19 protein-coding genes are annotated in these 23,370 nt (G+C 72.2%); 13 read left to right on the top strand and 6 right to left on the bottom strand.

Annotation, left to right across the window (positions count from 1 at the left end):
• The first annotated feature begins 39 nt into the window (after positions 1–39).
• Positions 40–678, top strand: a complete 639-nt coding sequence (locus IRY44_RS10910; protein ID WP_120572535.1) for a PadR family transcriptional regulator — start codon at positions 40–42, stop codon at positions 676–678.
• A gap of 23 nt (positions 679–701) precedes the next feature.
• The gene (locus IRY44_RS10905) at positions 702–1,781 is read left to right on the top strand and encodes an inositol-3-phosphate synthase (RefSeq protein ID WP_013289364.1); all 1,080 of its coding nucleotides are present in this window, start codon (positions 702–704) and stop codon (positions 1,779–1,781) included.
• A 65-nt stretch (positions 1,782–1,846) separates the two neighbouring features.
• Here IRY44_RS10905 and IRY44_RS10900 read toward each other — a convergent pair whose 3' ends face one another.
• The gene (locus tag IRY44_RS10900; protein ID WP_194800300.1) at positions 1,847–2,326 is read right to left on the bottom strand and encodes a methylated-DNA--[protein]-cysteine S-methyltransferase; all 480 of its coding nucleotides are present in this window, start codon (positions 2,324–2,326) and stop codon (positions 1,847–1,849) included.
• Between the two features lie 79 nt (positions 2,327–2,405).
• Here IRY44_RS10900 and IRY44_RS10895 point away from each other — a divergent pair, with 79 nt between their 5' ends.
• Together IRY44_RS10895 and IRY44_RS10890 are read left to right on the top strand one after the other, a co-directional pair.
• Positions 2,406–2,948, top strand: a complete 543-nt coding sequence (locus tag IRY44_RS10895; protein ID WP_194800299.1) for a hypothetical protein — start codon at positions 2,406–2,408, stop codon at positions 2,946–2,948.
• A 25-nt stretch (positions 2,949–2,973) separates the two neighbouring features.
• Entirely contained in the window at positions 2,974–4,482 is a 1,509-nt protein-coding gene (locus IRY44_RS10890; protein WP_194800298.1) for a flotillin family protein, read from the top strand.
• Positions 4,483–4,538: 56 nt separating this feature from the next.
• On the opposite strand, the gene IRY44_RS10885 is transcribed toward IRY44_RS10890, so the two are convergent.
• A complete protein-coding gene (locus tag IRY44_RS10885) occupies positions 4,539–6,575 on the bottom strand; it encodes a S8 family serine peptidase (RefSeq protein WP_194800297.1) in 2,037 nt (678 codons plus the stop codon).
• A 177-nt stretch (positions 6,576–6,752) separates the two neighbouring features.
• Positions 6,753–8,213, bottom strand: a complete 1,461-nt coding sequence (locus IRY44_RS10880; protein WP_194800296.1) for a CCA tRNA nucleotidyltransferase — start codon at positions 8,211–8,213, stop codon at positions 6,753–6,755.
• A 132-nt stretch (positions 8,214–8,345) separates the two neighbouring features.
• On the opposite strand from IRY44_RS10880, the gene murJ reads away from it, so the two are divergent.
• The 7 genes from murJ to IRY44_RS10845 all read left to right on the top strand — a co-directional run bounded on the left by murJ (position 8,346) and on the right by IRY44_RS10845 (position 16,624).
• Positions 8,346–10,094 (top strand): murein biosynthesis integral membrane protein MurJ, encoded by a 1,749-nt coding sequence (murJ, locus tag IRY44_RS10875; protein WP_194800295.1) that lies wholly within the window; start codon positions 8,346–8,348, stop codon positions 10,092–10,094.
• 411 nt (positions 10,095–10,505) lie between these two features.
• Positions 10,506–12,116, top strand: coding sequence for a protein kinase family protein (locus tag IRY44_RS10870; protein ID WP_194800294.1), 1,611 nt, complete (start codon positions 10,506–10,508; stop codon positions 12,114–12,116).
• Between the two features lie 43 nt (positions 12,117–12,159).
• Positions 12,160–12,864, top strand: a complete 705-nt coding sequence (gene sigM, locus IRY44_RS10865; RefSeq protein WP_194800293.1) for an RNA polymerase sigma factor SigM — start codon at positions 12,160–12,162, stop codon at positions 12,862–12,864.
• Positions 12,861–13,808: a hypothetical protein gene (locus IRY44_RS10860; protein WP_194800292.1), complete on the top strand. Its 948-nt coding sequence runs from the start codon at positions 12,861–12,863 to the stop codon at positions 13,806–13,808. The genes sigM and IRY44_RS10860 overlap by 4 nt, the downstream gene beginning before the upstream one ends.
• A 177-nt stretch (positions 13,809–13,985) precedes the next feature.
• A complete protein-coding gene (gene trxB / locus IRY44_RS10855) occupies positions 13,986–14,939 on the top strand; it encodes a thioredoxin-disulfide reductase (protein WP_194800291.1) in 954 nt (317 codons plus the stop codon).
• 38 nt (positions 14,940–14,977) lie between these two features.
• A complete protein-coding gene (gene trxA / locus IRY44_RS10850) occupies positions 14,978–15,301 on the top strand; it encodes a thioredoxin (protein ID WP_013289375.1) in 324 nt (107 codons plus the stop codon).
• A gap of 162 nt (positions 15,302–15,463) precedes the next feature.
• Positions 15,464–16,624 carry an N-acetylmuramoyl-L-alanine amidase gene (locus IRY44_RS10845; protein ID WP_194800290.1) on the top strand — a complete coding sequence of 387 codons (1,161 nt, stop codon included), beginning with the start codon at positions 15,464–15,466 and terminating at the stop codon, positions 16,622–16,624.
• 8 nt (positions 16,625–16,632) lie between these two features.
• On the opposite strand, the gene IRY44_RS10840 is transcribed toward IRY44_RS10845, so the two are convergent.
• Positions 16,633–17,289 (bottom strand): GNAT family N-acetyltransferase, encoded by a 657-nt coding sequence (locus tag IRY44_RS10840; protein WP_194800289.1) that lies wholly within the window; start codon positions 17,287–17,289, stop codon positions 16,633–16,635.
• 282 nt (positions 17,290–17,571) lie between these two features.
• Between IRY44_RS10840 and IRY44_RS10835 the strand changes: the two genes are divergently transcribed.
• Together IRY44_RS10835 and IRY44_RS10830 are read left to right on the top strand one after the other, a co-directional pair.
• Complete coding sequence (locus IRY44_RS10835; protein WP_194800288.1) at positions 17,572–18,885, top strand: PLP-dependent aminotransferase family protein; 1,314 nt, start codon at positions 17,572–17,574, stop codon at positions 18,883–18,885.
• Positions 18,886–18,892: 7 nt separating this feature from the next.
• Entirely contained in the window at positions 18,893–19,885 is a 993-nt protein-coding gene (locus IRY44_RS10830) for a D-alanine--D-alanine ligase (protein WP_194800287.1), read from the top strand.
• Positions 19,886–19,887: 2 nt separating this feature from the next.
• Here IRY44_RS10830 and IRY44_RS10825 read toward each other — a convergent pair whose 3' ends face one another.
• Positions 19,888–20,754, bottom strand: coding sequence for a hypothetical protein (locus IRY44_RS10825; RefSeq protein ID WP_194800286.1), 867 nt, complete (start codon positions 20,752–20,754; stop codon positions 19,888–19,890).
• A gap of 1,567 nt (positions 20,755–22,321) precedes the next feature.
• Entirely contained in the window at positions 22,322–23,362 is a 1,041-nt protein-coding gene (locus IRY44_RS10820) for a ParB/RepB/Spo0J family partition protein (protein ID WP_194800285.1), read from the bottom strand.
• Positions 23,363–23,370 lie beyond the last annotated feature (8 nt).

Raw genomic sequence — 23,370 nt, 5'->3', positions numbered from 1 at the left:
GGTTAGCTCTCCGCGCAGGGGGAAAAGAAGGGATGGCCCGTGCTCGAGCTCGCCATCCTCGGCCTCCTGCAGGAGGCGCCCATGCACGGCTACGAGCTGCGCAAGGAGCTGACCGCCAAGCTCGGCGCCATCCGGGCGGCGATCAGCTACGGCTCTCTCTACCCGACCCTGCGCCGGCTGCAGGCGGCGGGATGGATCGCCGAAGCCGCCGAGACACCCGCGACCGCCGAGGAGGTTCCCGCGCTGACCAGCCGACGCGGTCGGGTGGTCTACACCATTACCGCGGAGGGCAAGGAACGCTTCGCCCAGCTCATAGCGCAGGCTGGACCCGAGACGTACGACGACACGGGCTTCGGCGTGCACTTCGCGTTCTTCGCCCGGACCGACCAGGCCACCCGGCTCCGGATCCTGGAAGGTCGTCGCCGCAAGATCGAGGAACGTCGCGAAGGTCTTCGTGACGTGCTCGGCCGGGCAGCCGAGCGCCTCGACGCGTACACCCTGGAACTGCAACGCCACGGGCTCGACGCCTGTGAGCGCGAGGTCCGCTGGCTGGAGGAGCTCATCGCCAACGAGCGCTCCGGCCGGGCCCCGGCCGACCCGCGACCCGGGACGGCCGGTGGCCGAGGAGACAACGACAGCCCGCCCACGCCTGGAACGTCCAGGACAGAGCGGCCGTGATGAAGAAGAAGGAGGCAGACGCTATGGGCTCCGTCCGCGTCGCCATCGTCGGTGTGGGTAACTGCGCCTCGTCCCTCGTACAGGGCGTGGAGTACTACCGGAACGCCGACCCGAACGACCGCGTCCCGGGTCTCATGCACGTCACCTTCGGCGACTACCACGTTTCCGACGTGAAGTTCGTCGCGGCGTTCGACGTGGACGCCAAGAAGGTGGGCATGGACCTCGCGGAGGCGATCGTCGCCAGCGAGAACAACACGATCAAGCTGTGCGACGTGCCGCCGACCGGCGTCACCGTGCAGCGCGGCCCGACCTTCGACGGTCTGGGCCAGTACTACCGCGAGATCGTCGAGGAGTCGGACGCCAAGCCGGTCGACGTGGCGCAGGCGCTGCGCGACGCGCAGGTCGACGTGGTCGTCTCCTACCTCCCGGTGGGCTCCGAGGAGGCCGACAAGTTCTACGCCCAGGCCGCGATCGACGCCGGCTGCGCGTTCGTGAACGCCCTGCCGGTGTTCATCGCCTCGGACCCGGAGTGGGCGAAGAAGTTCACCGACGCCGGCCTGCCGATCGTCGGCGACGACATCAAGAGCCAGGTCGGTGCCACCATCGTGCACCGCGCCCTGGCGAAGCTCTTCGAGGACCGCGGGGTCGAGCTGCTGCGCACGTACCAGCTCAACTTCGGCGGCAACATGGACTTCATGAACATGCTGGAGCGCAACCGCCTGGTCTCGAAGAAGATCTCGAAGACCCAGTCGGTGACCTCGCAGATCCCGCACGAGATGAGCAAGAGCGACGTGCACATCGGCCCGTCCGACCACGTGCCGTGGCTGGACGACCGCAAGTGGGCGTACATCCGCCTGGAGGGCCGCTCCTTCGGTGACACCCCGCTCAACGCTGAGCTGAAGCTCGAGGTGTGGGACTCGCCGAACTCGGCCGGTGTCATCATCGACGCCGTCCGCGCCGCGAAGATCGCGCTGGACCGGAAGATCGGTGGCCCGATCCTCTCCGCCTCCTCGTACTTCATGAAGTCCCCGCCGGAGCAGTACGCCGACCACGACGCGCACGCCGCCGTCGAGGCGTTCATCGCCGGCGAGATCGAGCGCTGACACGCTGACACGCACAGGAAGGAAGGCCGGGTCCGCGCGGACCCGGCCTTCCTTCTTCGCGTACGTCAGGACCAGGCGCGCCGCAGCGCCACCGACGCCTCCAGCTCCAGCAGCGTCACCTTGCGCGGCAGCCCGCCGCCGAAGCCGACCAGCTTGCCGCCCGCGCCGACGATCCGGTGACAGGGCACGATCACCGGCACCGGATTGCGGTTGCAGGCCACCCCGACCGCCCGGGCGCCGCCGGGATCACCGACCGCCTTCGCCACCTCGCCGTAGGTAGCCGTCTCCCCGTACGGGATGCGGGTCATCTCCCGCCAGACGGCGCGCTCGAACTCCGAGCCCCGGGGCGCCGACACCGGGACGGTGAACTCGGTCAGCTCACCGGCGAAGTACGCCCGCAGCTCCGCCACCGCCAGCCGGGCCACCGCCTCGCCGGGTTCGCCCGAGGCCCCGTCCACCCGGCCGAAGTGCGCGCCGCGCACCGCGTCGTCGTCGGTGCCGACGGAGAACTCCCCGATCGGGGAGTCGAGCACGGTCCAGCGCATGTCACCTATTGTCGCGCGGCCGCCGACATTCTCCCCGACCGGCCCTGACCCGCCGCTGGACGTCCGCTGAACGAAGTCGATGTTGCACGGCGTCGATACCGTGCAGGTCATGGCCACCGGGACGCTCATTTTCCTGATCATCGGCGGGGTCGGTGTGGGCGTGCTGACGCTCGCCCTGCTCGGCTCGGGAGTGCTCCACCTCGGCCAGCCGGACGTCGACGGGCCGGTGTCGCTGGAGGCGGCCGCCGGGTTCACCGGGGCGTTCGGGTTCGGCGGCGCGATCGTCAACGAGTTGCTCGGGGGTCGTACCCCCGGAATGGTCGCGGCGGCGGTGGCCGGCGGCGCGCTCGCCGCCGTGCCCACCGGCTGGCTGGCGGCCCGGCTGAGCCGCGCGGCCCGCAACATGCGCACCGACGCCACACCCACCCGCGACCACCTGGCCGGCGCGATCGGGCTGGTGGTGACGCCGATCCCCAGCGGCGGCTACGGCGAGGTGCGGGTACGCCTCGCCGGTCAGCCGGTGAAGCTCAACGCCCGCGCCGACGGGCCGATGCCGGTCGGCACCCGGATCTTCGTGGTCGAAGCCCTGAGCGAGACCAGCGTGCACGTCGAGACCTACTGACCCCACCACACAGACGGGAACCCCCATGCCCCTGCTCGTCGCCATCGGCGGCGCGGTCCTCCTCGCCGTCGTCCTCGTCCTCTTCGTGTTGTCCCGGATCAAGGTGGCCGGGCCGAACCAGGCGTTCATCGTCACCGGCCGCAAGGGCCGTACCACCCAGACCGCCGACGGCGGCCGGGCCACCGACATGTCCGGGCAGAAGGTCGTGCTCGGCGCCTCGGTGTTCGTGCTGCCGGTGGTGCAGAAGCTCCAGTCGCTCGACCTGTCCAGCCGCCGGATCGACGTCAGCATCCGCGGCGCGGTGAGCAAGCAGGGCATCCGTACCGAGCTGCACGGCGTCGCGATCGTCAAGGTGGGCGGCACCGAGGACGCGATCCGGGCCGCCGCCCAGCGCTTCCTGAACCAGCAGGAGGAGATCGACAACTTCACCCGCGAGGTGCTCGCGGGCGCGCTCCGTTCGATCGTCGGGCGGCTCACCGTCGAGGAGATCATCCGGGACCGGGCGGCGTTCGCCAGCGCGGTCGCCGAGGAGGCCGAGCACTCGATGACCAACCAGGGCCTGGTGCTGGACACCTTCCAGCTTCAGGACATCCTGGCCGAGGGCTCCTACCTCCAGGACCTGGGACGGCCGGAGGCGGCCCGCGTGCTCAAGGACGCGGCCATCGCCGAGGCGCGGGCCCGCCAGCAGGCCGAGCAGGAGCGGCTGCTCGCCGAGGAGGCGATCGCCGAGGCGAACCGGAACCTGGCGCTCAAGCAGGCCGGCATCCAGGCCGAGATCGACGCGGCGAAGGCGAAGTCGGCGGCGGCCGGTCCGCTCGCGCAGGCCGAGCGGGACCAGGCGATCCTCTCCGAGCAGCAGAAGGTGGCCGAGCGCAACGCCGAGCTGAAGCAGCGCCAGCTCGACACCGAGGTGCGCAAGCCGGCCGACGCCGCCCGGTACAAGGTGGAGCAGGAGGCCGAGGCGAACCGCAACGCGGCGGTGCTCAACGCCGACGCGCAGCGGCAGGCCACGATCGCTGCCGCGCAGGCCTCCGCCGAGCAGGCCCGCCTCACCGGTGAGGGCGAGCGGGCCCGCCGGGCCGCGCTGGCCGAGGCGAACGCGATCGAGGGCGCCAAGGAGGGTGAGGCCGAGCAGCGTCGCCGTTCCGCGATCGCCGAGGCGGTCGAGCGGGAGGGCCAGGCCGAGGCCGCGGCGATCCTCGCCAAGGGTCAGGCCGAGGCCGACGCGATGGCCCGCAAGGCCGAGGCGTTCGCCGCGTACGGCGAGGCGGCCGTCCTGGACCTGCTGGTCAAGGTGCTGCCCGAGGTGGTCGGCGCGGCCAGCGCCCCGATCGGCGCGATCGACAAGATGACGGTGATCTCCACCGACGGCGCGTCCTCGCTGACCAAGTCGGTGGCCGGCAACGTCGCCCAGGGCCTCCAGCTCGGCAGCGACCTGACCGGCATCGACCTGGCCGGGCTGCTGGCGCGGCTGGGCAGCAGCGCCCAGCACAACGGCAAGACCACTGTGGACGGCAGCACCGTCACCCAGTGACGACGACGCCCGCCGGTTCCCCTCGGGAGCCGGCGGGCGTCGTGCTGTGGTACGGGTCAGAGCACGGCGACGACGAACTTCTCGCCGACGCCCAGGCCGAGGGTCGGGCTGTTCCAGTCGATCGTCCGGCCGGCGATGAGCTGGCTGGTGCCGGCGCTGCCGGCGGTGACCGCCTTCTCGTTGATGTTCGCGTACAGGTAGACCGAGCCGTCGGCGTTGTAGTCGAGGAACGACATCCCCTCCCACGCGCCGATCGAGGCGCCCCGGGCGATCAGCGGCTTCGCCCCGGCGCTCTCCGCCGTGACGAACTTGCCGTTGATCTGGGCCTTCAGGCCGAAGGTGCCGTAGCCGTCACCGACGTTCACCAGCTCGTACTTCTCCCAGGCGCCGACGGTCGCCGAGCGCGCGATCAGCGGCTTCGCCCCGGCGCTCTCCGCCGTCACGAACTTGCCACTGGCCACCGACTTGATGCTCACGAGGGGCGCCGGGGCGTCGAAGTCGAACTTCTCGGCGGTGCCGATCGCGGTCTTGCTGGCGATCAGCGGGGAGGTGGCGCTCGGCGCGGTGACGTACCTGCCGTTGATCGCCGCCTTCAGGCTGATCGTGCCGTCGGTGTTGTCGACGATCTGGAACTTCTCCCACGCGCCGATGGTGGCCGAGCGGGCGATCAGCGGCTTCGCTCCGGCGCTCTCCGCCGTGACGAACTTGTTCGTGACCCGCGCCCGCAGGCCGAACAGGCCTCCGCCGGCGTCGACCACGTCGTACTTCTCCCAGGCGCCGATGGAGGTGCCCCGGGCGATCAGCGGCTTCGCCCCGGCGCTCTCCGCGGTGACGTAACGGCCGTTGACGCGGGCCTTGAGCCCGTACGAGCCGCGGGCCGTCACGGCCGAGCCGATGTGCAGCAGCCGGTCGGTGGAGCCCATGATGTCGTGCACCGCGCCGCCGATGCCGGTGGTCACGACCGAGTCGCGTACCTGCTGCGGCGACCAGGCCGGGTGCTCCTCCAGCAGCAGCGCGGCGGCGCCCGCCACGTGCGGGGACGCCATCGAGGTGCCGCTCATCGACTCCGTGCCGGCGCCGCTGCCGGCCTTGGCCGAGACGATGCCGGTGCCGGGCGCGAACAGGTCCAGGCAGCGGCCGTAGTTGGAGAACCAGGCACGCATGTCGACCCGGTCGGTGGCGCCGACGGTGATCGCGGCGGGCACGCTCGCCGGCGAGGAGCCGCAGGCGTCCTGCATGCTGTTGCCGGCCGCGACGGCGTAGGTGATGCCGGAGGCGATCGAGCGGGTGACCGCGTCGTTCACGGCCTGGTCGACGCGATCGACGCCGAGGCTCATGTTGGCGACGGACGGCCCGGTGGCGTTGGCGGTGACCCACTCGATGCCGGCGATCACCTGCTCGGTGTCGCCGCTGCCGGAGCAGTCGAGGACCCGGACGGCGACCAGGTCGACGGCCTTCGCGACGCCGTACGTCGTACCGCCGATCGTGCCCGCCACGTGGGTGCCGTGCCCGTCGCAGTCCTGCGCGACGTCGTCCTGCTCGACCGCGTCGTAGCCGTTGCGGGCGCGCCCGCCGAAGTCCTGGTGGTCGATGTCGATGCCGGTGTCGATCACGTACGCGGTCACCCCGGCGCCGGTGGCCGGGTAGGTGTACTTGCCGTCGGTCCGGGTCTTGAGCTGGTCGATCCGGTCCAGGCCCCACGGCGGAGTGGTCTGGGTGCCGGCGGTGCTCCAGCGCTGAACCTGCTGGACGTACTCGACGTCCGGGTCGGCGGCGAGCCGCGCGGCCTGCCGGGCGTCCATGGTGGCCGAGTAGCCGTTCAGCGCCTTGCCGAAGACCCGGCGGACGGTGCCGCCGTGCTCGCCGGCCAGCGCGGACGCGGCGGACTTCACCTTGGCCGGGGTGGTCTTGCCCTTCTTGAGGACCACGATGTACCGGCCGGGCACCGCCTCGGCCGTGCCGGCGCCACGGACCGACGGTCGTTTCGGGTCGGCGAGGGCCGGCCCGGCGACTGTGGCGCAGAGGATGGAGGTGGCGCTGGTGAGGGCCAGCCCCACGAGCGCGGAGCGGCGCAGGCCGCCGTGACGTGTCATGAATCGACTCCCCGTGTCCAGCGACCGTCCGGAGCGGACGGGCGGATGAGATCGGACCAGCCGCATCTGTCGATCCGGCGGCTGCCGATGACTCATCATGCGGGAGACATCGACCGGAACGGGTCACCCGTTCGGTCGACACGCCGCCGTATCGTCGTCAGATCACGGACGCCGGTCTCAGCCGGTGATGCCCTCGTCGCGCGCCCAGCGCAGCAGCTCCGCCTCGGCCTCGTCGCGGTCCAGCGGCCCGCGCTCCAGGCGCAACTCCTTGAGGTACTGCCACGCGCGACCGACCACCGGCCCCGGCGGTACGCCGAGCAGCTCCATGATCGCGTTGCCGTCCAGGTCGGGCCGGACCCGGGCCAGGTCCTCCTCGGCGGCGATCCGGGCGATCCGCTCCTCCAGCGCGTCGTAGTCGGCCGCGAGCTGCGCGGCCTTGCGCCGGTTGCGGGTGGTGCAGTCGGACCGGGTCAGCTTGTGCAGCCGGGACAGCAGGTCACCGGCGTCGGTGACGTACCGGCGCACCGCCGAGTCGGTCCACTCGCCCCGGCCGTACCCGTAGAAGCGCAGGTGCAGCCCGACCAGCTTGACCACCTGGGAGGTGATCTCCTTGGAGTAGCGCATCGCCTTCATCCGGTTCTTGGTCAGCCGGGCGCCGACCACCTCGTGGTGGTGGAAGCTGACCCGGCCGTCCGCGCCGACCGCCTTTGTGGCCGGCTTGCCGACGTCGTGCATGAGCGCGGCCATCCGCAGCACGAAGTCGCAGCCGTCGGACTCCAGCGACATCGCGTTGCTGACCACTGTGAGCGTGTGCTCGTAGACGTCCTTGTGCTGGGCGTGCTCGTCGATGGTGAGCTTCAGGCCGGTCAGCTCGGGCAGGAAGCGCTCGGCCAGCCCGGTGTCGACGAGCAGGCGCAGCCCGGTGATCGGGTCGGCGCCGCAGAGCAGCTTGGTGAACTCGTCCCGGATCCGCTCGGCGGTGATCCGGTCCAGGTCGCCGGCCATCTCGGTCATCGCCGCCCGGACGTCCGGGTGGACGGCGAAGCGGAGCTGGGCGGCGAACCGGGCCGCGCGCAGCATCCGCAGCGGGTCGTCGCGGAACGACTCCTGCGGCGTCCCCGGGGTACGAATGATCTTGGCGGCCAGGTCGGCCAGCCCGCCGTACGGGTCGGTGAACCGGTGGTCGGGCAGGCTGACCGCCATCGCGTTGACGGTGAAGTCGCGGCGCTTGAGATCCTCGGTCAGGCTGGTGCCGTACTGCACCACCGGGTTGCGGCTGACCTGGTCGTAGACCTCCGCCCGGAACGTGGTGATCTCCAGGTTGAGGCCGTCGCGCTGGCAGGCGATGGTGCCGAACTCGCGTCCGGTCTCCCAGATCGACTCCGCCCAGCCGCGGATGACCTTGATGGTCTCGTCCGGGTGGGCGTCGGTGCAGAAGTCGAGGTCGTTGCCGAGCCGCCCGAGCAGTGCGTCGCGGACGGATCCGCCCACCAGGTGCAGTTCGTGACCGGCCCGGGCGAAGCGCCGGCCCAGCTCGTCGGCGACCGGCGAGACTCGGAGCAGTTCGGCGACGGCGTTGCGCTGCGCGGCGGTCAGTTCGCGGCGGTCGGCGGCGTGGGAGGCGGAGGCTTCGGACATGGGATCGCCAGCCTATCGGGCCGGAGGTGGATCGACCGCGCCGGGCGCGGGTAACGGGTCCGGGTTGACTAAGGTTCCGGTTGGGCAGGGCCGGCCGGGCCCGGTCGCCACGTACCCACTGGAGGCTGGCAGATGAGCGGCGGGCTCTACCGCAGCGCGAACGCGTCCGGCGGCGGCCTGCCGCCGGACGACGGCGCCACCTTCATCTCCGCCGAGCCGCTGAACCAGCCCGGCGTCGAGGCCGTCGCGCCGCCGCAGGAGGTGGTCGCCGAGACCAGCGCCGCGGCGAACAGCGCGGTGATGGCGATCGGCAGCCTGGTGAGCCGGGGTACGGGGTTCATCCGCAACCTGATGATCGGCGCCGCGCTCGGCACGATGGTCGGCGACGCGTTCACCACCGCCCAGTTCCTGCCCAACCAGGTGTACGAGTTCCTGCTCGGCGGCGTGCTGACGAGCGTCCTGGTGCCGGTGCTGGTGCGCCGCCGCAGGATCGACGCGGACCGGGGCGAGGCGTACGCGCAGCGCCTGCTGACGCTCGCGGTGCTGGCGCTCGCCGTGACCGCGCTGATCGCGGTGCTGCTGGCCCCGCTGCTGACCGCCGTGTACGCGGCCGGCGGCGACGATCCGGCGTACACCAAGCTCGTCACCCGGCTGTCGTACCTGATGCTGCCGATGCTGTTCTTCACCGGCATCAGCGCGCTGATCGCCGCGGTGCTGAACACCAGGGGGCACTTCGCCGCCCCGATGTGGGCGCCGATCCTCAACAACCTCGTCTCGATCGGCACGTTCGGCCTGTACATCGTCGTCTTCGGCGCGACCGGCCTCCGGCCCGACGAGGTGGGCTGGGACCGGATCCTGCTGGTCGGCGGCGGCACGCTGCTGGGCGTGGCGGTGCAGGCCGTCGGCCTGCTGCCCGCGCTGCGCAAGGTCGGCTTCCGGTGGAAGGCGCGGTTCGACTTCCGCGAGCTGGGGCTGCGCGAGCTGGCCCGGCTCGGCGCCTGGATGTTCTGCTACGTCGCGGTCAACCAGCTCGGCCTCTTCGTGGTGGTCAACCTGCTCAACCGGGCCACCGGCGGGGACGGCGAGAACGCCGGCCTGCTGATCTACAACAACGTGTTCCTGCTGCTGATGATGGCGCACGGCATCATCGCCGTCTCGATCATCACCGCGCTGATGCCGCGGATGAGCGCGGCGGCGGCCGAGAACCGGTTCCACGACGTCACCGCCGACCTGTCCCGGGGCACCCGGATGGTCACCGCGGTGCTCGCGCCCATCGCGGTCTGCTACGCGGTGCTGGCCGCCCCGATCTCGGTGGTGGTGTTCCGGTACGGCGCGTTCACCGGCGACAACGCGGTGGCCACCTCGACGGTGCTGCTGGTGGCGGCGCTCGGCCTGGTGCCGTTCGCGGTGAGCCAACTCTTCACCTTTGCGTTCTACGCGCTGCCGGACACCCGTACCCCGGCTCTGATCAACATTCCGGTGGTGGCGCTGCGCGTGCTGCTCCAGGTGGGTTTGTTCCTGCTCTTCTCGAACACGTTCGCGGCGGCCGGGATGATGCTCGGCAACGCGGTGTCGTACCTGGCGGCGGCGATCATCTCGGCGATGCTGCTGCGGCCCCGGGTGGGCCGGATCGGGCTGGGCGGGATCATGCGGACGCTCGGCCGGGTGGTCGTGGCCGCCCTCGGCGCGGCGGTCGTCGGTGTGCTCGTGGTCGCGGTGCTCCCCGGCGACCCGGAGAGCCTGAGCTGGCTCGCCGCAGCGGTCCAGTTGGTGATCGGCGGCGCGGCGATCGGCGCGACCTACCTCGGGCTCGCCGTGGTGCTGCGGATCGGCGAGATCACCGAGGTGGTCGGGATGGTCCGGCGGCGCCTCGGGCGTTGACCCCCTCGCGGTGACCGACGGTGAACGAGGATCACCAGGCTGGGGATACGGCTGTGGATAACTTGGAATTCCGCCGTCCAATGGGCCTCTCGGCCTGTGGACAACCAACCGTACGGACGAGGGAGCGCAGGCCGGGGCGGGGAAAACCTCCCCGCCGCCGCACCGGTACGCCCCTGTGCCGCCTCCTTGCCGTCAACCTCTAGATTGGCGGTGCGTGTCCGGCTCGCCCGCCGGGTGGGCGGGCGACCCGGCCGGGGCCCGCGGCGACTGGCCTTCCGGCCGGTCACAGCGGGAAGATGACATGTCGGAGAACCGGGCATCCCGGGTAAGGTCGCTCTCGACGGGTACGACCGGGATCGACGCGGGTGTCGACACCGCGGCCGTTCCACCGAAGGCAGAGCGGGAAGCCACATGCCCAGCAGCACGGGTCCATCGATCGACGCGATCACCGAGGGAGGACGGGTGACCCAGGTCGGCGAGGGTCAGGAAGCGGAGGAGACCTCTCCTGCGGTCGTGACCTTCGGTGCTCCCACGGTCGGTGAGCTGCTCGCCGAGCGGTACGAACTGGTCGAGCACATCAACAACGACAGCGCGGGCCGGCTGGTCTGGCGCGGTGTCGACGTGGTGCTCCGCCGTCCCGTCGCCGTGGTCCTCCGCTACCCGGGTGGCGACTCCGCCACCGAGATGCTTCAGGCCGCGGTCGCCGCGAGCCGCGTCATCCACCCCAACCTGGTCGGCGTCTACGACGCGATCGACGAGGACGACCGGGCGTACGTGGTCCGCGAGTGGGTCGACGGGCAGTCGCTGCGCGAGATGGTCGCCGCCGACGGGCCGCTGGACCCGGCCCGGGCCACCGCGATCGGCAACGCCGTCGCCAGCGCCCTCGCCGCCGTGCACGCCACCGGCATGGTGCACGGCAACCTCCACCCCGGCACCGTCATGATCAGCGACGACGGCCGGGTGGTGCTCGCCGACGCGCGTACCGACGGCGCGGACAGCCAGGAGAACGACCTGCGCGCGGTCGGCGGGGTGCTCTACTTCGCCCTGACCGGGCACTGGCCGCACGGCGAGGCCCCGCTGCACGGCGCCACCGCCGGGCACGGCCGCGCCGCCCTGCCGGACGCCGTCCGGGACGCCGGCGGCGCCATCGCCGCGCCCCGGCAGATGCGCGCCGGGGTGCCGGCCTACCTCGACGACCTGACCATGGACCTGCTCGACCCGGAGATCCCCGCGCCGTCGTCGGACGTGCTGGCCGCCGAGCTGAGCCGGCTCGACATTCCGGCCGACGAGCAGTTCCTGGAGCAGGCCGGCCCGCTGCGATTCGCCGCCGACCCCGGCGAGGAGCCCTCCCCGCTGGCCGCGGCCGGTGGCCGCAAGGTCGCCATCGGCATCGCCGGCCTGCTGGCGGTCGCCCTGGTCGGGCTGCTCATCGGCATCAACGCGCTCGGTGGCGGCGACGACGGCGACAAGGAGCCGGTCGCCCAGCCGTCGAACAGCGCGCCGGCCACCGAGGGCGGGGCCGAGCCCGCCGCGCAGGTCCGCAAGCTCACCATCCAGGACGTACGGATCATCGACCCGGACGGCGACCGCGCCGAGGTGCGCAACGCCGAGAAGGTCATCGACGGGGACGACGACGAGGGCTGGGAGACCAACACCTACCGGACGAACGCCAAGTTCGGCGGCATCAAGAAGGGCATGGGCGTCTGGATCGACCTGGGCGCCCCGCACTCGGTCAAGCAGTTGGAGGCCACGCTCTCGGCCACCGGCGCCACCGTCGAGTTGCGCGCCGGCACCCGCGGCGACTTCCCGTCCACGTCCTCCGGTGACAAGCAGCTCGTCAACGCCTACTCGACGATGATCGGGCCGGCGAACGAGGACGGCGGCACCAAGATGATCTTCAACGCCTTCGAGCCGGACCAGAAGTACCAGTACCTGCTGTTCTGGATCACCAAGCTGCCGGTGAAGGACAACGGCAACACCTGGAAGCTCGGCGTCCAGGAGATCGTGGTCCAGGGCTCGTGACCCGGCTGCCGTCCCCGCCGCGCCACCGCCGCCGGATGTGGTGATGGCGGACCGCGACGGCACGCGTCCCGGCCGCTCCGACCTGGAGCTGCTGCGGGCGCACGCGGCCGGCGACCGGGACGCCTTCACCGAGCTGTTCCAGCGGCATCGGGACCGCCTCTGGGCGGTCGCGCTGCGGACGATCGGCGACCGCGAGGAGGCCGCCGACGCCCTCCAGGACGCCATGCTGTCGGCGCACCGCGCCGCGGCCCGGTTCCGGGGCGACTCGGCGGTCACCACCTGGCTGCACCGCATCGTGGTGAACGCCTGCCTGGACCGGATCCGGCGGCGGCAGACCCATGCCACCGTCCCGCTGCCGGACGGCGTGCACACCGACGGCGAACCGGGCCGGCACACCGGCGGCCCGGAACCGGCCGCACCGGCCCGCGACCACGACACCGCGCTCGTGGTCCGGCAGGCGCTCGCGGCGTTGCCGGCCGAACAACGGGCCGCGCTGGTCCTGGTCGACGTGCAGGGCTACCCGGTGGCCGAGGTCGCCGCCGTGCTCGGCGTCGCCGAGGGAACTGTCAAGAGCCGGTGCGCCAGGGGCCGGGCCCGCCTCGCCGTGCTGCTCGGGCACCTGCGGACCGGCACCGACGCACCGGCCGAGGACGTGCCGCGGCTCACTCACGGGAACCGCAGGCGCCCCGAGGGCGTCGGATCCTCGTCGGGAGCGTCCCGTCAGGCCGTCAGCCAGGAGGAGCCGTGACTTCCCGGGAGTTCAGCGAGGTCGACCACGACCTGCTCGCCGACTACCTCGGCGGGGCGCTGGACGGCACCCCCGAGCAGGCGACAGTGGCCCGGCTGGTCGAGGAGGACCCGGCGTGGCGGGCCGCGTACGCGAATCTCGCCGACGCGGTCGACCTGGTCGGCGCGGATCTGGCCGGCTGGGCCGCGGGCCCCGCGCCGGAGATGCCGCAGGCCGTGGCCGACCGGATCACCGCGGCGCTCGCCGGGGCCGGTCCCGCGCTGCGCGACGGTACGCCGCTCGTGCCGGCGCAGCCCGGCGGCGCGAGCCGGCCACCCGGCACGGCCCTCCGTCCCGACCGGCACAGCGGACCCGGTCGCCGTCCTCGGCGCTGGGCCCGCATCGCCGGGCCGGTGGCGCTGGCCGCGGCCTCGGTCGCCGCGGTGGGGCTCGGTGTGGGCCGGATGGCCGACTCGGGCGACGGCGGCGTCAGCACCGCCGACCGGGCGGGCGGGGAGGCGGCACCGATGGCCGCCGCGCCGTACCGGACCACCGGACCGGCAGTGCGCAGCGGCACCGACTGGACACCGGAACGCCTCGCCGCCGACCGGGCGGCCACCGGAGCGAAGTCGATCCCGGGAGACATGGCCGGCCCGTCCGGCGCGGCGCAGGACGGCGCGGAGACGCCCCTGTTCCGCGAGGATCAGCGCCTCAGCGCGCTCGGCGGGCTGGACCGGCTGTCCCGGCCGGAGACGCTCGCCGCGTGCCTCACCGCGATCGGGGCCGAGCACGGCGGCGGGCCGCTCACCGTGAACATGGTCGACTACGCCCGCTTCCGGGGCGCCCCGGCGCTCGTGGTGACGTTCGCGGACGCGGGCGGCGCCCGCTGGGGCTGGGTGAGCGGGCCGGAGTGCGGGGTACCCGGGTCCGGCGCGGACACGCGGTTCCGTACGCGGGTAGGGTGAAAACGCGGTCCCGACGCTTGTCCCGCCACGTGACCTGACCCACCGGATGACCGGCTCGGGAATCCCCGCTTCGTACGATGGCGTTCTGCAAGTCAGGCGCCGGCGTCCCTAGAGCCGTCGGCACTCGGGATCGACATCGGTGCGGCCGGTGACGAACACACACATCGGGAGACGGCAGTGGACGAGGTCCGCAACCTGATCATCATCGGCTCCGGTCCGGCCGGCTACACAGCGGCGGTCTACGCCGCCCGCGCCAACCTGAAGCCCCTGGTGATCGAGGGCGTGCAGTCGGGTGGCGCGCTGATGACCACCACCGAGGTGGAGAACTTCCCCGGCTTCGCGGACGGCATCCTCGGCCCCGAGCTGATGGACAACATGCGCAAGCAGGCCGAGCGTTTCGGCGCCGAGTTCCTCACCGACGACGTGACCCGGGTCGAGCTGAAGGACACCGGCGAGATCGGCTCCGACGCGGTGAGCACCGTGTGGGTGGGCGAGACCGCGTACCGCGCCCGCGCCGTCATCCTCTCCACCGGTTCGGCCTGGCGTCCGCTGGGTGTGCCGGGCGAGCAGGAATACCTCGGCCACGGTGTGTCGTCCTGTGCCACCTGTGACGGCTTCTTCTTCCGCAACCAGCACATCGTGGTGGTCGGCGGCGGCGACTCGGCGATGGAGGAGGCGAGCTTCCTCACCCGCTTCGCCGAGTCGGTGACGATCCTCCACCGCCGCGACTCGTTCCGCGCCAGCAAGATCATGGCGGACCGGGCGCTGAGCAACGAGAAGATCAAGGTCGAGTGGAACACCGTGGTCGAGGAGATCCTCGGCGACGACGGCAAAGTGAGCGGCGTACGGGTGCGCAACGTGCACACCGGCGAGAGCAAGGTGCTCGACGTCACGGGCGTGTTCGTGGCGATCGGGCACGACCCGCGCAGCGAGCTGTTCCGCGGTCAGGTGGAGCTGGACGACGAGGGGTACGTGAAGGTGCAGGCCCCCAGCACCCGTACCAGCGTGCCCGGTGTGTTCGCGGCGGGTGACGTCGTCGACCACACCTACCGGCAGGCCATCACGGCGGCCGGCACGGGCTGCGCCGCCGCGCTGGACGCCGAGCGGTTCATCGCCACCATCCAGGGCTGAGAGTTCCACGAGCAAGGTTCGGAGGAGGAGAGTTCATAGTGGGAGCAACCAAGGCGGTCACGGACGCCAGCTTCGTCAGTGACGTGCTGCAGTCCGACAAGCCGGTGCTGGTCGACTTCTGGGCGGAGTGGTGCGGCCCCTGCCGCAAGGTCTCGCCGCTGCTGGAGGAGATCGCGGGCGAGATGAAGGACCAGGTCACCATCGTCAAGCTCAACATCGACGAGAACCCGGAGACGGCACGCGCCTACCGGGTCATGTCGGTGCCGACGCTGACCATCTTCAAGAACGGCCAGCCGGTGCAGTCGATCGCCGGCGCCAAGCCGAAGGGCGAGCTGGTCAAGCTCATCGAGTCGGCGCTCTGAGCCGTACCGACACCGCCGGAACCCCCGTCACCACCCCCGGTGGCGGGGGTTCCGGCTTACCTGACCTGCATGAACGCGAACCCGCCGGGTATCGGCCACGGTACGCTCCGTAAGCATCCGTCGGAGTTCCGGTCCGCCAACGTCCGTGCAGAGGGGGTCGTCGTGCGTCCGATCCGACCCGGTGACCAGGGACCGGCGGTGGCCGAGATCCGTACCGTCCTCGCCGGCCTGGAGCTTCTCCCCGCCGAGGCCGCAGGTGACGACTACGACGCCCAGACCGAACGCGCGGTACGGGCCTTCCAGCAGTCCCGCGGCCTCAGTGTCGACGGGCGGGTCGGCGCCGAGACCTGGCGGGCGCTCGACGCGGCCCGCTGGCGGTTCGGCGCCCGCGCGCTCTACCACGCCGTACCCGAGCCGCTGACCGGCGAGGACATCCGCTCGCTCCAGGAACGGCTGCTGGAGATGGGGTACGACGTGGGCCGCGCCGACGCCATCTACGGCATCCGTACCTCCCGTGCGGTGGCGCAGTTCCAGCGGGAGATGGGCCTGAAACCGGACGGCTCGTGCGGGCCGCACACCGTCAACGCGCTGCGCCGCCTGGGCCGCAAGGTGGTCGGCGGCCGCCCGCAGTGGCTGCGCGAGTCCGACGCCATCCGGCAGGCCGGTCCGACGCTCGTCGGGCGGACCGTGGTGATCGACCCGGGGCACGGGGGCACCGACCCGGGCGTGGTGGTGCCCGACGGCACGCTGCGCTGGACCGAGGCGGACCTCGTGCACGACCTCGCGAGCCGGCTGGAGGGGCGGCTCGCCGCCGCCGGCGTACGGGTACAGCTCACCCGGGGCCCGTCGCCCGGCGCCTGCCTGCCGGACGCGGACCGGGCCCAGCTCGCCAACTCCCTCGGCGCCGACGTGTTCATCTCCCTGCACACCGACGGGCACGCCAACCCGGAGGCCGAGGGGGTGGCGACCTACCACTACGGCACCGACAACGGCGTCACGTCGGCCACCGGCGAGCGCCTCGCCGGGCTCGTACAGCGGGAGATCGTGGCCCGCACCGGGCTGCGCGACTGCCGTACCCACGCCAAGGCGTGGGAGCTGCTCCGGCTCACCCGGATGCCCGCGGTACGCGTCGAGGTCGGCTACCTCACCTCACCGGACGACAGAGGGCGGCTCGTCGACCCGCGTTTCCGGGACCGGGTGGTCGAGGCCATCGTGGCCGGCGTGCAGCGGATGTACCTGCCGATCGAGCGGGACGTGCCGACCGGCTCGATCGACGTGAGCGAACTGCGGGCGATCGTGGCCGCCGGCACCGTCGTCGACTGAGCCGCGACTCAGCTCGTCGAGCGGGTGGCGGGCGCCGGGCGGACCGGCCGCAGCAGCGTCTCCGGGCTCATCGAGCCGAGCAGCTTCTCCAGCGCGTACTCCACGTCCGACTTCCAGCTCAGCGCCGTCCGCAACTCCAGCCGCAGCCGGGGGTAGCGCGGGTGCGGCCGGACCGTCTTGAAGCCCACCGAGAGGAAGAAGTCGGCGGGCGCCACGCACGCGCGCGCCGGGTCGTCGCCGAACTTCGCGTCGCCGAACGCCTCGATCGCCTTGATGCCGCGCTTGGTCAGGTCGCGGGCCACGCCCTGCACCAGCATCCGGCCCAGGCCGCCGTCGGCGAAGGCGGGCACCACGTGCGCCGTCATCAGCAATGCCGCGTCCGCCGAGACCGGCGAGGTGGGAAACGCCATCGAGCGCGGGACGTACGCCGGTGGGGCGTACATGACGAAACCGGCCGGCATGCCGTCGACGTAGACGAGCTTGCCGCAGGAACCCCACTCCAGCAGTGTCTGGGAGACCCACGCCTCCTTCTCCAGGCCCGGGTCACCGGCCGCACAGGCCCGCTCCGCGGAGACCGGATCCAGCTCCCAGTAGACGCAGCTCCGGCAGGATCGAGGCAGGTCCTCCAGCGTGTCCAGGGTCAGGCTGACCAGACGTCGCGACATGAGCGCACCCCACCACTAGGCTCGGAGCGCCGGTTCCTCCCGCGCCCTCCTGCTCCCGACGAGCGATCGTACGCCCCTGTCCGACGGTACGGGAGGGAACGCGCGAACCCCCGCCCGGACGGCCGACGGCGGGTCCGGGATGTGGACGTGTCCACACGGCCGGTGCCGCGACCGTCACCGGGGACTACGATCGACCAACCGGCCCCCGCCGCCAATGGATGTCGGCATCGCGGGTACCACACCGGGCGGCAGCCCCGCCGACACCCGATCGAGGTGATGTCCATGACCGGCACGACGCTCGACGACTACACCGACCGGTACGCCCGGCGCGTCCGCGGGATGACCGCCTCGGAGATCCGGGCACTCTTCGCGGTGGCCAACCGGCCGGAGGTCGTCTCGCTCGCCGGTGGGGCCCCCTACATCGCGGCGCTACCACTCGACGCGGTAGGCGAGATGCTCGGCCGGCTCGGCTCCGAGCACGGCGCCACCACCCTCCAGTACGGCGTCGGCCAGGGTGCCCCCGAGCTGCGCGAGCGGATCTGCGAGGTGATGTCCCTGTCCGGGATCGACGCCTCCTGCGGCGCCTCGCCGGAGGACGTGGTGGTCACGGTCGGCGGCCAGCAGGCCCTCGACCTGGTGGCTCGCCTCTTCCTGGACCCGGGTGACGTGGTGCTCGCCGAGGGCCCGACCTACGTCGGCGCGCTCGGGGTGTTCCAGGCCGCCCAGGCCCAGGTGGCCCACGTGCCGATGGACGACGAGGGGCTCATCCCGGAGGCGCTGGAGACGGCCATCGCCGACCTGGCCCGGGCCGGCCGGCGGGTGAAGTTCCTCTACACCATCCCCACCTACCAGAACCCCGCCGGCGTGACGCTGAGCGAGGAGCGGCGCGAGCGGGTGCTGGACATCTGCGAGCGCGCCGGTCTGCTCGTGGTGGAGGACGACCCGTACGGTCAGCTCGGTTTCGAGGGCGAGGCGCCCCGGCCGCTGCGGGCCCGGCGGCGCGACGGGGTCTTCTACCTGAGCACGTTCTCCAAGACGTTCGCGCCGGGCCTGCGGGTCGGCTGGATCCTGGCCCCGCACGCGGTCCGCGACAAGCTGGTCATCGCCAGCGAGGCGCAGATCCTCTGCCCGAGCGCCTACGCGCAGTCGGCCGTCTCGACCTACCTGGGCACCATGCCCTGGCGGCAGCAGCTCAAGGTCTACCGCGAGATCTACCGCGAGCGCCGGGACGCGCTGCTCGACGCGATGGCCGACCTGATGCCCGAGGGCACCACCTGGACCAGGCCGCAAGGCGGCCTGTTCGTCTGGGCGACGCTGCCCGACGGGCTCGACTCCAAGGCGATGATGCCGCGGGCAGTGGCCGCGCGCGTCGCGTACGTGCCGGGGACGGGCTTCTACGCCGACGGCACCGGCGCCGGGCACATGCGGCTCAACTTCTCCTTCCCGACGCCGGAGCGGATCCGCGAGGGCGTCCGCCGGCTGGCCGGGGTGATGGAGCAGGAGATCGCCATGCGCAAGGTCTTCGGCGCGGTCGGCGGTGCCGGACCGCGCCGCCGCCAGGGCGGCTCGGACGCGCCCGGCCCCGACTTGGCATGATGCCCGCATGTCCGACAGCCCCGCCGCAACGCCTCCCGTGACCGGATCCGCCGTCGACGAGCTGCACGTGCTCGTACTCGCGGGCGGCCTCTCCTACGAGCGGGACGTCTCCCTGCGGTCGGGCCGCCGGGTGCTCGACGCGCTGCGCGCGGTGGGCGTCGAGGCGGAACTGCGCGACGCCGATGTGGCGCTGCTGCCCGCGCTGACCGCCGACCCGCCGGACGCGGTGGTGATCGCCCTGCACGGCGCCACCGGCGAGGACGGCTCGCTGCGCGGCGTCCTCGACCTCTGGGACGTGCCATACGTCGGCTGCGACGCCCGGTCGTCCCGCCTCGCCTGGGACAAGCCGTCCGCGAAGGCGGTGCTGCGCGAGGCGGGCATCCCGACGCCCGACTGGGTGGCGCTGCCGCACGACCGCTTCTCCGAGCTGGGCGCCGTCGCCGTCCTGGACCGGATCGTCGACCGCCTCGGGCTGCCGCTGATGGTCAAGCCGGCGCAGGGCGGTTCCGGACTGGGCGCCGCCGTGGTCCGGGAGGCGGCGTCGCTGCCGGCCGCCATGGTGGGTTGTTTCGCGTACGACCAGACCGCGCTCGTGGAACGCTACGTACCCGGGATGGACGTGGCGGTCTCCGTGCTCGACCTCGGCAAGGGGCCGCAGGCCCTGCCCCCGGTCGAGATCGTTCCGCGCAACGGCGTCTACGACTACGCGGCCCGCTACACCGCCGGGCGTACCACCTGGCACGCGCCCGCCCGCCTCGACGCCGCGACGACCGCTCGGGTGACCGAGGTGGCGCTCGCCGCGCACACCGCGCTCGGGCTGCGCGACGTGTCCCGGGTCGACCTGATCGTCGACGCCGGCGGTGACCCGCACGTGCTGGAGGTGAACGTCTCCCCGGGCATGACCGAGACGTCGCTCCTACCGCTGGCGATCCAGGCAGCGGGGCTGGACTTCGGCCGGGTCCTCGGCACGCTCGTGACCCGGGCCGCCGCCCGCCGCTGACCTCAGCTCTCCCGGGTACGCGCTGCGTCCGGCCGGTCGTTCTCGTCTCCGCCCTCGTCCCCCGACTCGTCGTCGCCTTCGCTCGTCGGCGCGCTGCCCGGCGCGGATACCGGCATCGAGCCGGTCTGCGGTGCCGGGTCGGGCTCCGACGGGCCCGCCGAGGGGTCTGAGACGTCCGCTGCCGCGTCGGACTCCGGGATCTCGTCCGCTGCCTCGATCACCGAGACGGACTCCTCCTCGGGCTCCTCAGCGGCGTTCGCGGGCGAGGTCGCGGAGAGACTCGACGGCGCCTGCCACTGGATGCGCGGCGGCTCGGCCAACGGACGACCGCCGAACTCGGCGAGCCACGCGGCCACCATGGCGAGGTTCTCCCGCCACTGGTCCTCGGAGATCGGCGGCAGGATCGAGTCCCACAGCGACAGGAACGTGCCCCGCAGTTGCAGCCGCCCGTACGGCCGCGCCAGGAACCACAGGTGCAGGTGCGCCGACCCGTCGCCCCACCGGTTCACGTGGACCCGGGCCACCCCGTCGAGCGACCGCACGGCCCGCTCCAGGCGGACGGTCATCACGCCCAGTTCGGCGGCGAGCAGGTTCGGCAGGTCGCCCAGATCCAGGTGGGAACGGGACTCCAGGATCAGGACCATCGGCAGGCCGGTGGGCCGGTCCATGGCGCGGACGCGCCACCGCTCGCCGACCCAGATGTACGCCTCGTCGGGCGCGTTGCAGGCGGTGCACTCCCGGTCCGCCTCGCCACGGCGGGGAGGTTCGAACGGTACGGGCTCGTCGAGCTGCTTGACGCGGAGATCGCCCTCGAAGGGGAAGGACGGCCACTGGGTGAAGTCGGGAACTGAGGGAGGGGTGTCCGGCACGACGCTGACCCTAACCGAGTTGGCGACGCCTGTCCCTACCTGTTCCACTGGCCGCCCACCGGTTGTCCACCGCGTTGTCCACAGGCTGCCGAGATCACCAGTACAGCGCGTCATGCACTGCTCAGCAAGGGTTTCCTCGCTTCGTTTCACGTGAAACAGGGAGTGCCTGTGGACAACTGCTGTGGATAACCTCGGGTGTCTCCGGGCTCGTTCTTCCAACGATCCGGCGACCGATCCGCACCGGGGTGTCGGCGGCTCCTTCTAGCCGTTTCACGTGAAACGCGAGTGCGCGTCGGTGCGCTTCTCGGCTCGGTGGCTCGGCTCACCGGCGCCGGGCCGGCCGTGTTCCGTGACTGAGTCCTCGGCGGGTCCGGCCGATCGAACGAGGCGCCGCGAGGCGACGGGGGAAGTAAGTCGGGAGGCGAACCATCCCGCGGTTGTTCGGTGGGAACGGACCGGGCCGCGCGGATCTCAAGCCGCGCCGATCACCGCTCGGCTTAATGGCCGGCGCCGCGCCTCATGGCTTGTACTCGGCACAGCCGGCACTCGATCGGATGAGGATCGGGTCGGTCGCCGCGTTTCACGTGAAACAGCAGACGGGTTCGAGCCGACCGGCCGAGCCGGGCCACACGGCCTCGGGTTTGCGCTCGATCGCTGATAGGGCTCGCCACCGCCCTGAAGTCTGCGACCATCCGGCCCGGGGCGGGGAGAGCTGGCAGGTCATTCGAGGGCGGCACCGACGACTCAGCGGGAAGCCGTCCCGGGAATGCTGACGGGCCGCACGCCTCGGCCCGCTGCCCGGGCTCCTCGCGAGAGTCCTCGGCTCGGCGGTCCCCGGTTCGGCGCTCCCCGGCTCCGTCCCCTCCCGGCTCCGTCCCGTCCCGGGTTCGGCAGCTCTCCGGTTCGGCATTCCTCGGCTCAGCGACCCTCGCTCGGCGCTCCCCGGTTCCGTGGAGCGCGGCTCGGTGCGCCGGGATCGGCTCACATGCGCAACCGGATCGGGCTCGGCAGAGCGACTCCCGCGCGACCGCCACGGCCTAGTGTGCTCAGCCCCTTGGGTCTGGGCCGTCGCCGTCAGCCCTCCTGCCAGACCAGCGAAGTGGGCGCGCACCGACTCGTCAACGCCGAAGGCGCCCTCGGAACCTTTGCGCACTCCGCCCTCGCGCACTAGGCCGCTCAGCGCTCGGGCGCACGGCGTGCCACCAATCAGCAGCGCGGCGAGTGGGTCCACCCGCGCCCCATCTCCCAGTCACCGGTCCCCGTTTCACGTGAAACGCGGAACGAGGCGCGACAGCTCACCAACGGATGCGACCCGACGCTCCCGCCCGCTTCGGCCGCGTCAGCGCGGGAGGGGCGCCCCGGGCCTTCAGTGAGCACCATCGGCACCGGACAGCCCGGCCCGTCGTCGGAGACGCCGACTTCCGAGTGGTCGTTCTCTCCGTCGACCGGAATCGCGGTGACCCAATGCCGCCGCCGGCGAACGAGCGGCACCGAACCGGCCCGGATACGGATCCGGCCGCATCCTCTCGTCGGGATGCGGCCGGATCGACAACCGGAGAAGGAAGGACTACGCCTCGGGCGTCCCGTCCTCACCCATGCCGATGATCCCGACGATCCGCTCCAGGTCGTCGACGGTGGCGAACTCGATCGTGATCTTGCCCTTGCTGCGGCCGATGTCGACCTTCACCCGGGTGTCGAACCGGTCGGAGAGCCGGTCTGCGAGATCGGTGAGCGCCGGGGCGTGCGGCTTCGGCCGGCGCTTGGCAGCGGCCGACTTCGCCGGCTCCTCGGCGAGCGCCAGGTGCACCAGCTCCTCGGCACCGCGTACGGTGATGCCCTCGCGGACGATCCGCTCGGCGAGCGCCTCCTGCGCCTCGGCGTTGTCGAGGCTGAGCAGAGCTCGGGCGTGACCGGCGGAGAGAACACCGGCGGCGACGCGGCGCTGCACGGCGGGCGGCAGGTTCATCAGCCGGATCGTGTTGGAGATCTGCGGACGGCTGCGGCCGATCCGCCGGGCCAGTTCCTCGTGTGTAGCGCCGAACTCCTCCAGCAGTTGCTGGTACGCCGCCGCCTCTTCGAGCGGGTTGAGGTTGGCGCGGTGGATGTTCTCCAGGAGCGCATCCCGGAGCATCGCGTCGTCCTTGGTGTCCCGGACGATGGCGGGGATGGTCTCCCGGCCGACCGCCTGGGCGGCACGCCAGCGCCGCTCGCCCATCACGAGTTCGAACTTGTCGGGGTCGAGCTGGCGAACCACGATCGGCTGGAGGAAGCCGACCTCCTGGATCGAGGTCTTCAGTTCCTCCAGTGCCTCCTCGTCGAAGACGTGCCGGGGCTGCTTCGGGTTCGGCACGATCGCGTCGACCGGGATCTCCGCGAAGCGCGCGCCGGGAACCGGGCTCAGCTGCGGCTCGGGCTCGGCGGCCGGCGAGGGGGTGCTTGCGACGCCACCGGTGATGGCAGCAGTCGCACCAGCGGCCGGAGCCGACGGCGCCGCAGCAGCCGGCGACGAGTCCGGTTCGGTGGCCGCCGGTTCGGCGCCCGGTACCGGGCCGGTGGGGATGAGGGCGCCGAGCCCTCGGCCCAGTCCGCCGCGGGGACGGTTCTTCATGCGACGCC

Source organism: Micromonospora sp. ANENR4, assembly GCF_015354395.1.
Classification (GTDB): domain Bacteria; phylum Actinomycetota; class Actinomycetes; order Mycobacteriales; family Micromonosporaceae; genus Micromonospora; species Micromonospora aurantiaca.
Note: the sequence above shows the minus strand (reverse complement) of the source record. Positions and strands in the feature narration are given on the sequence as shown.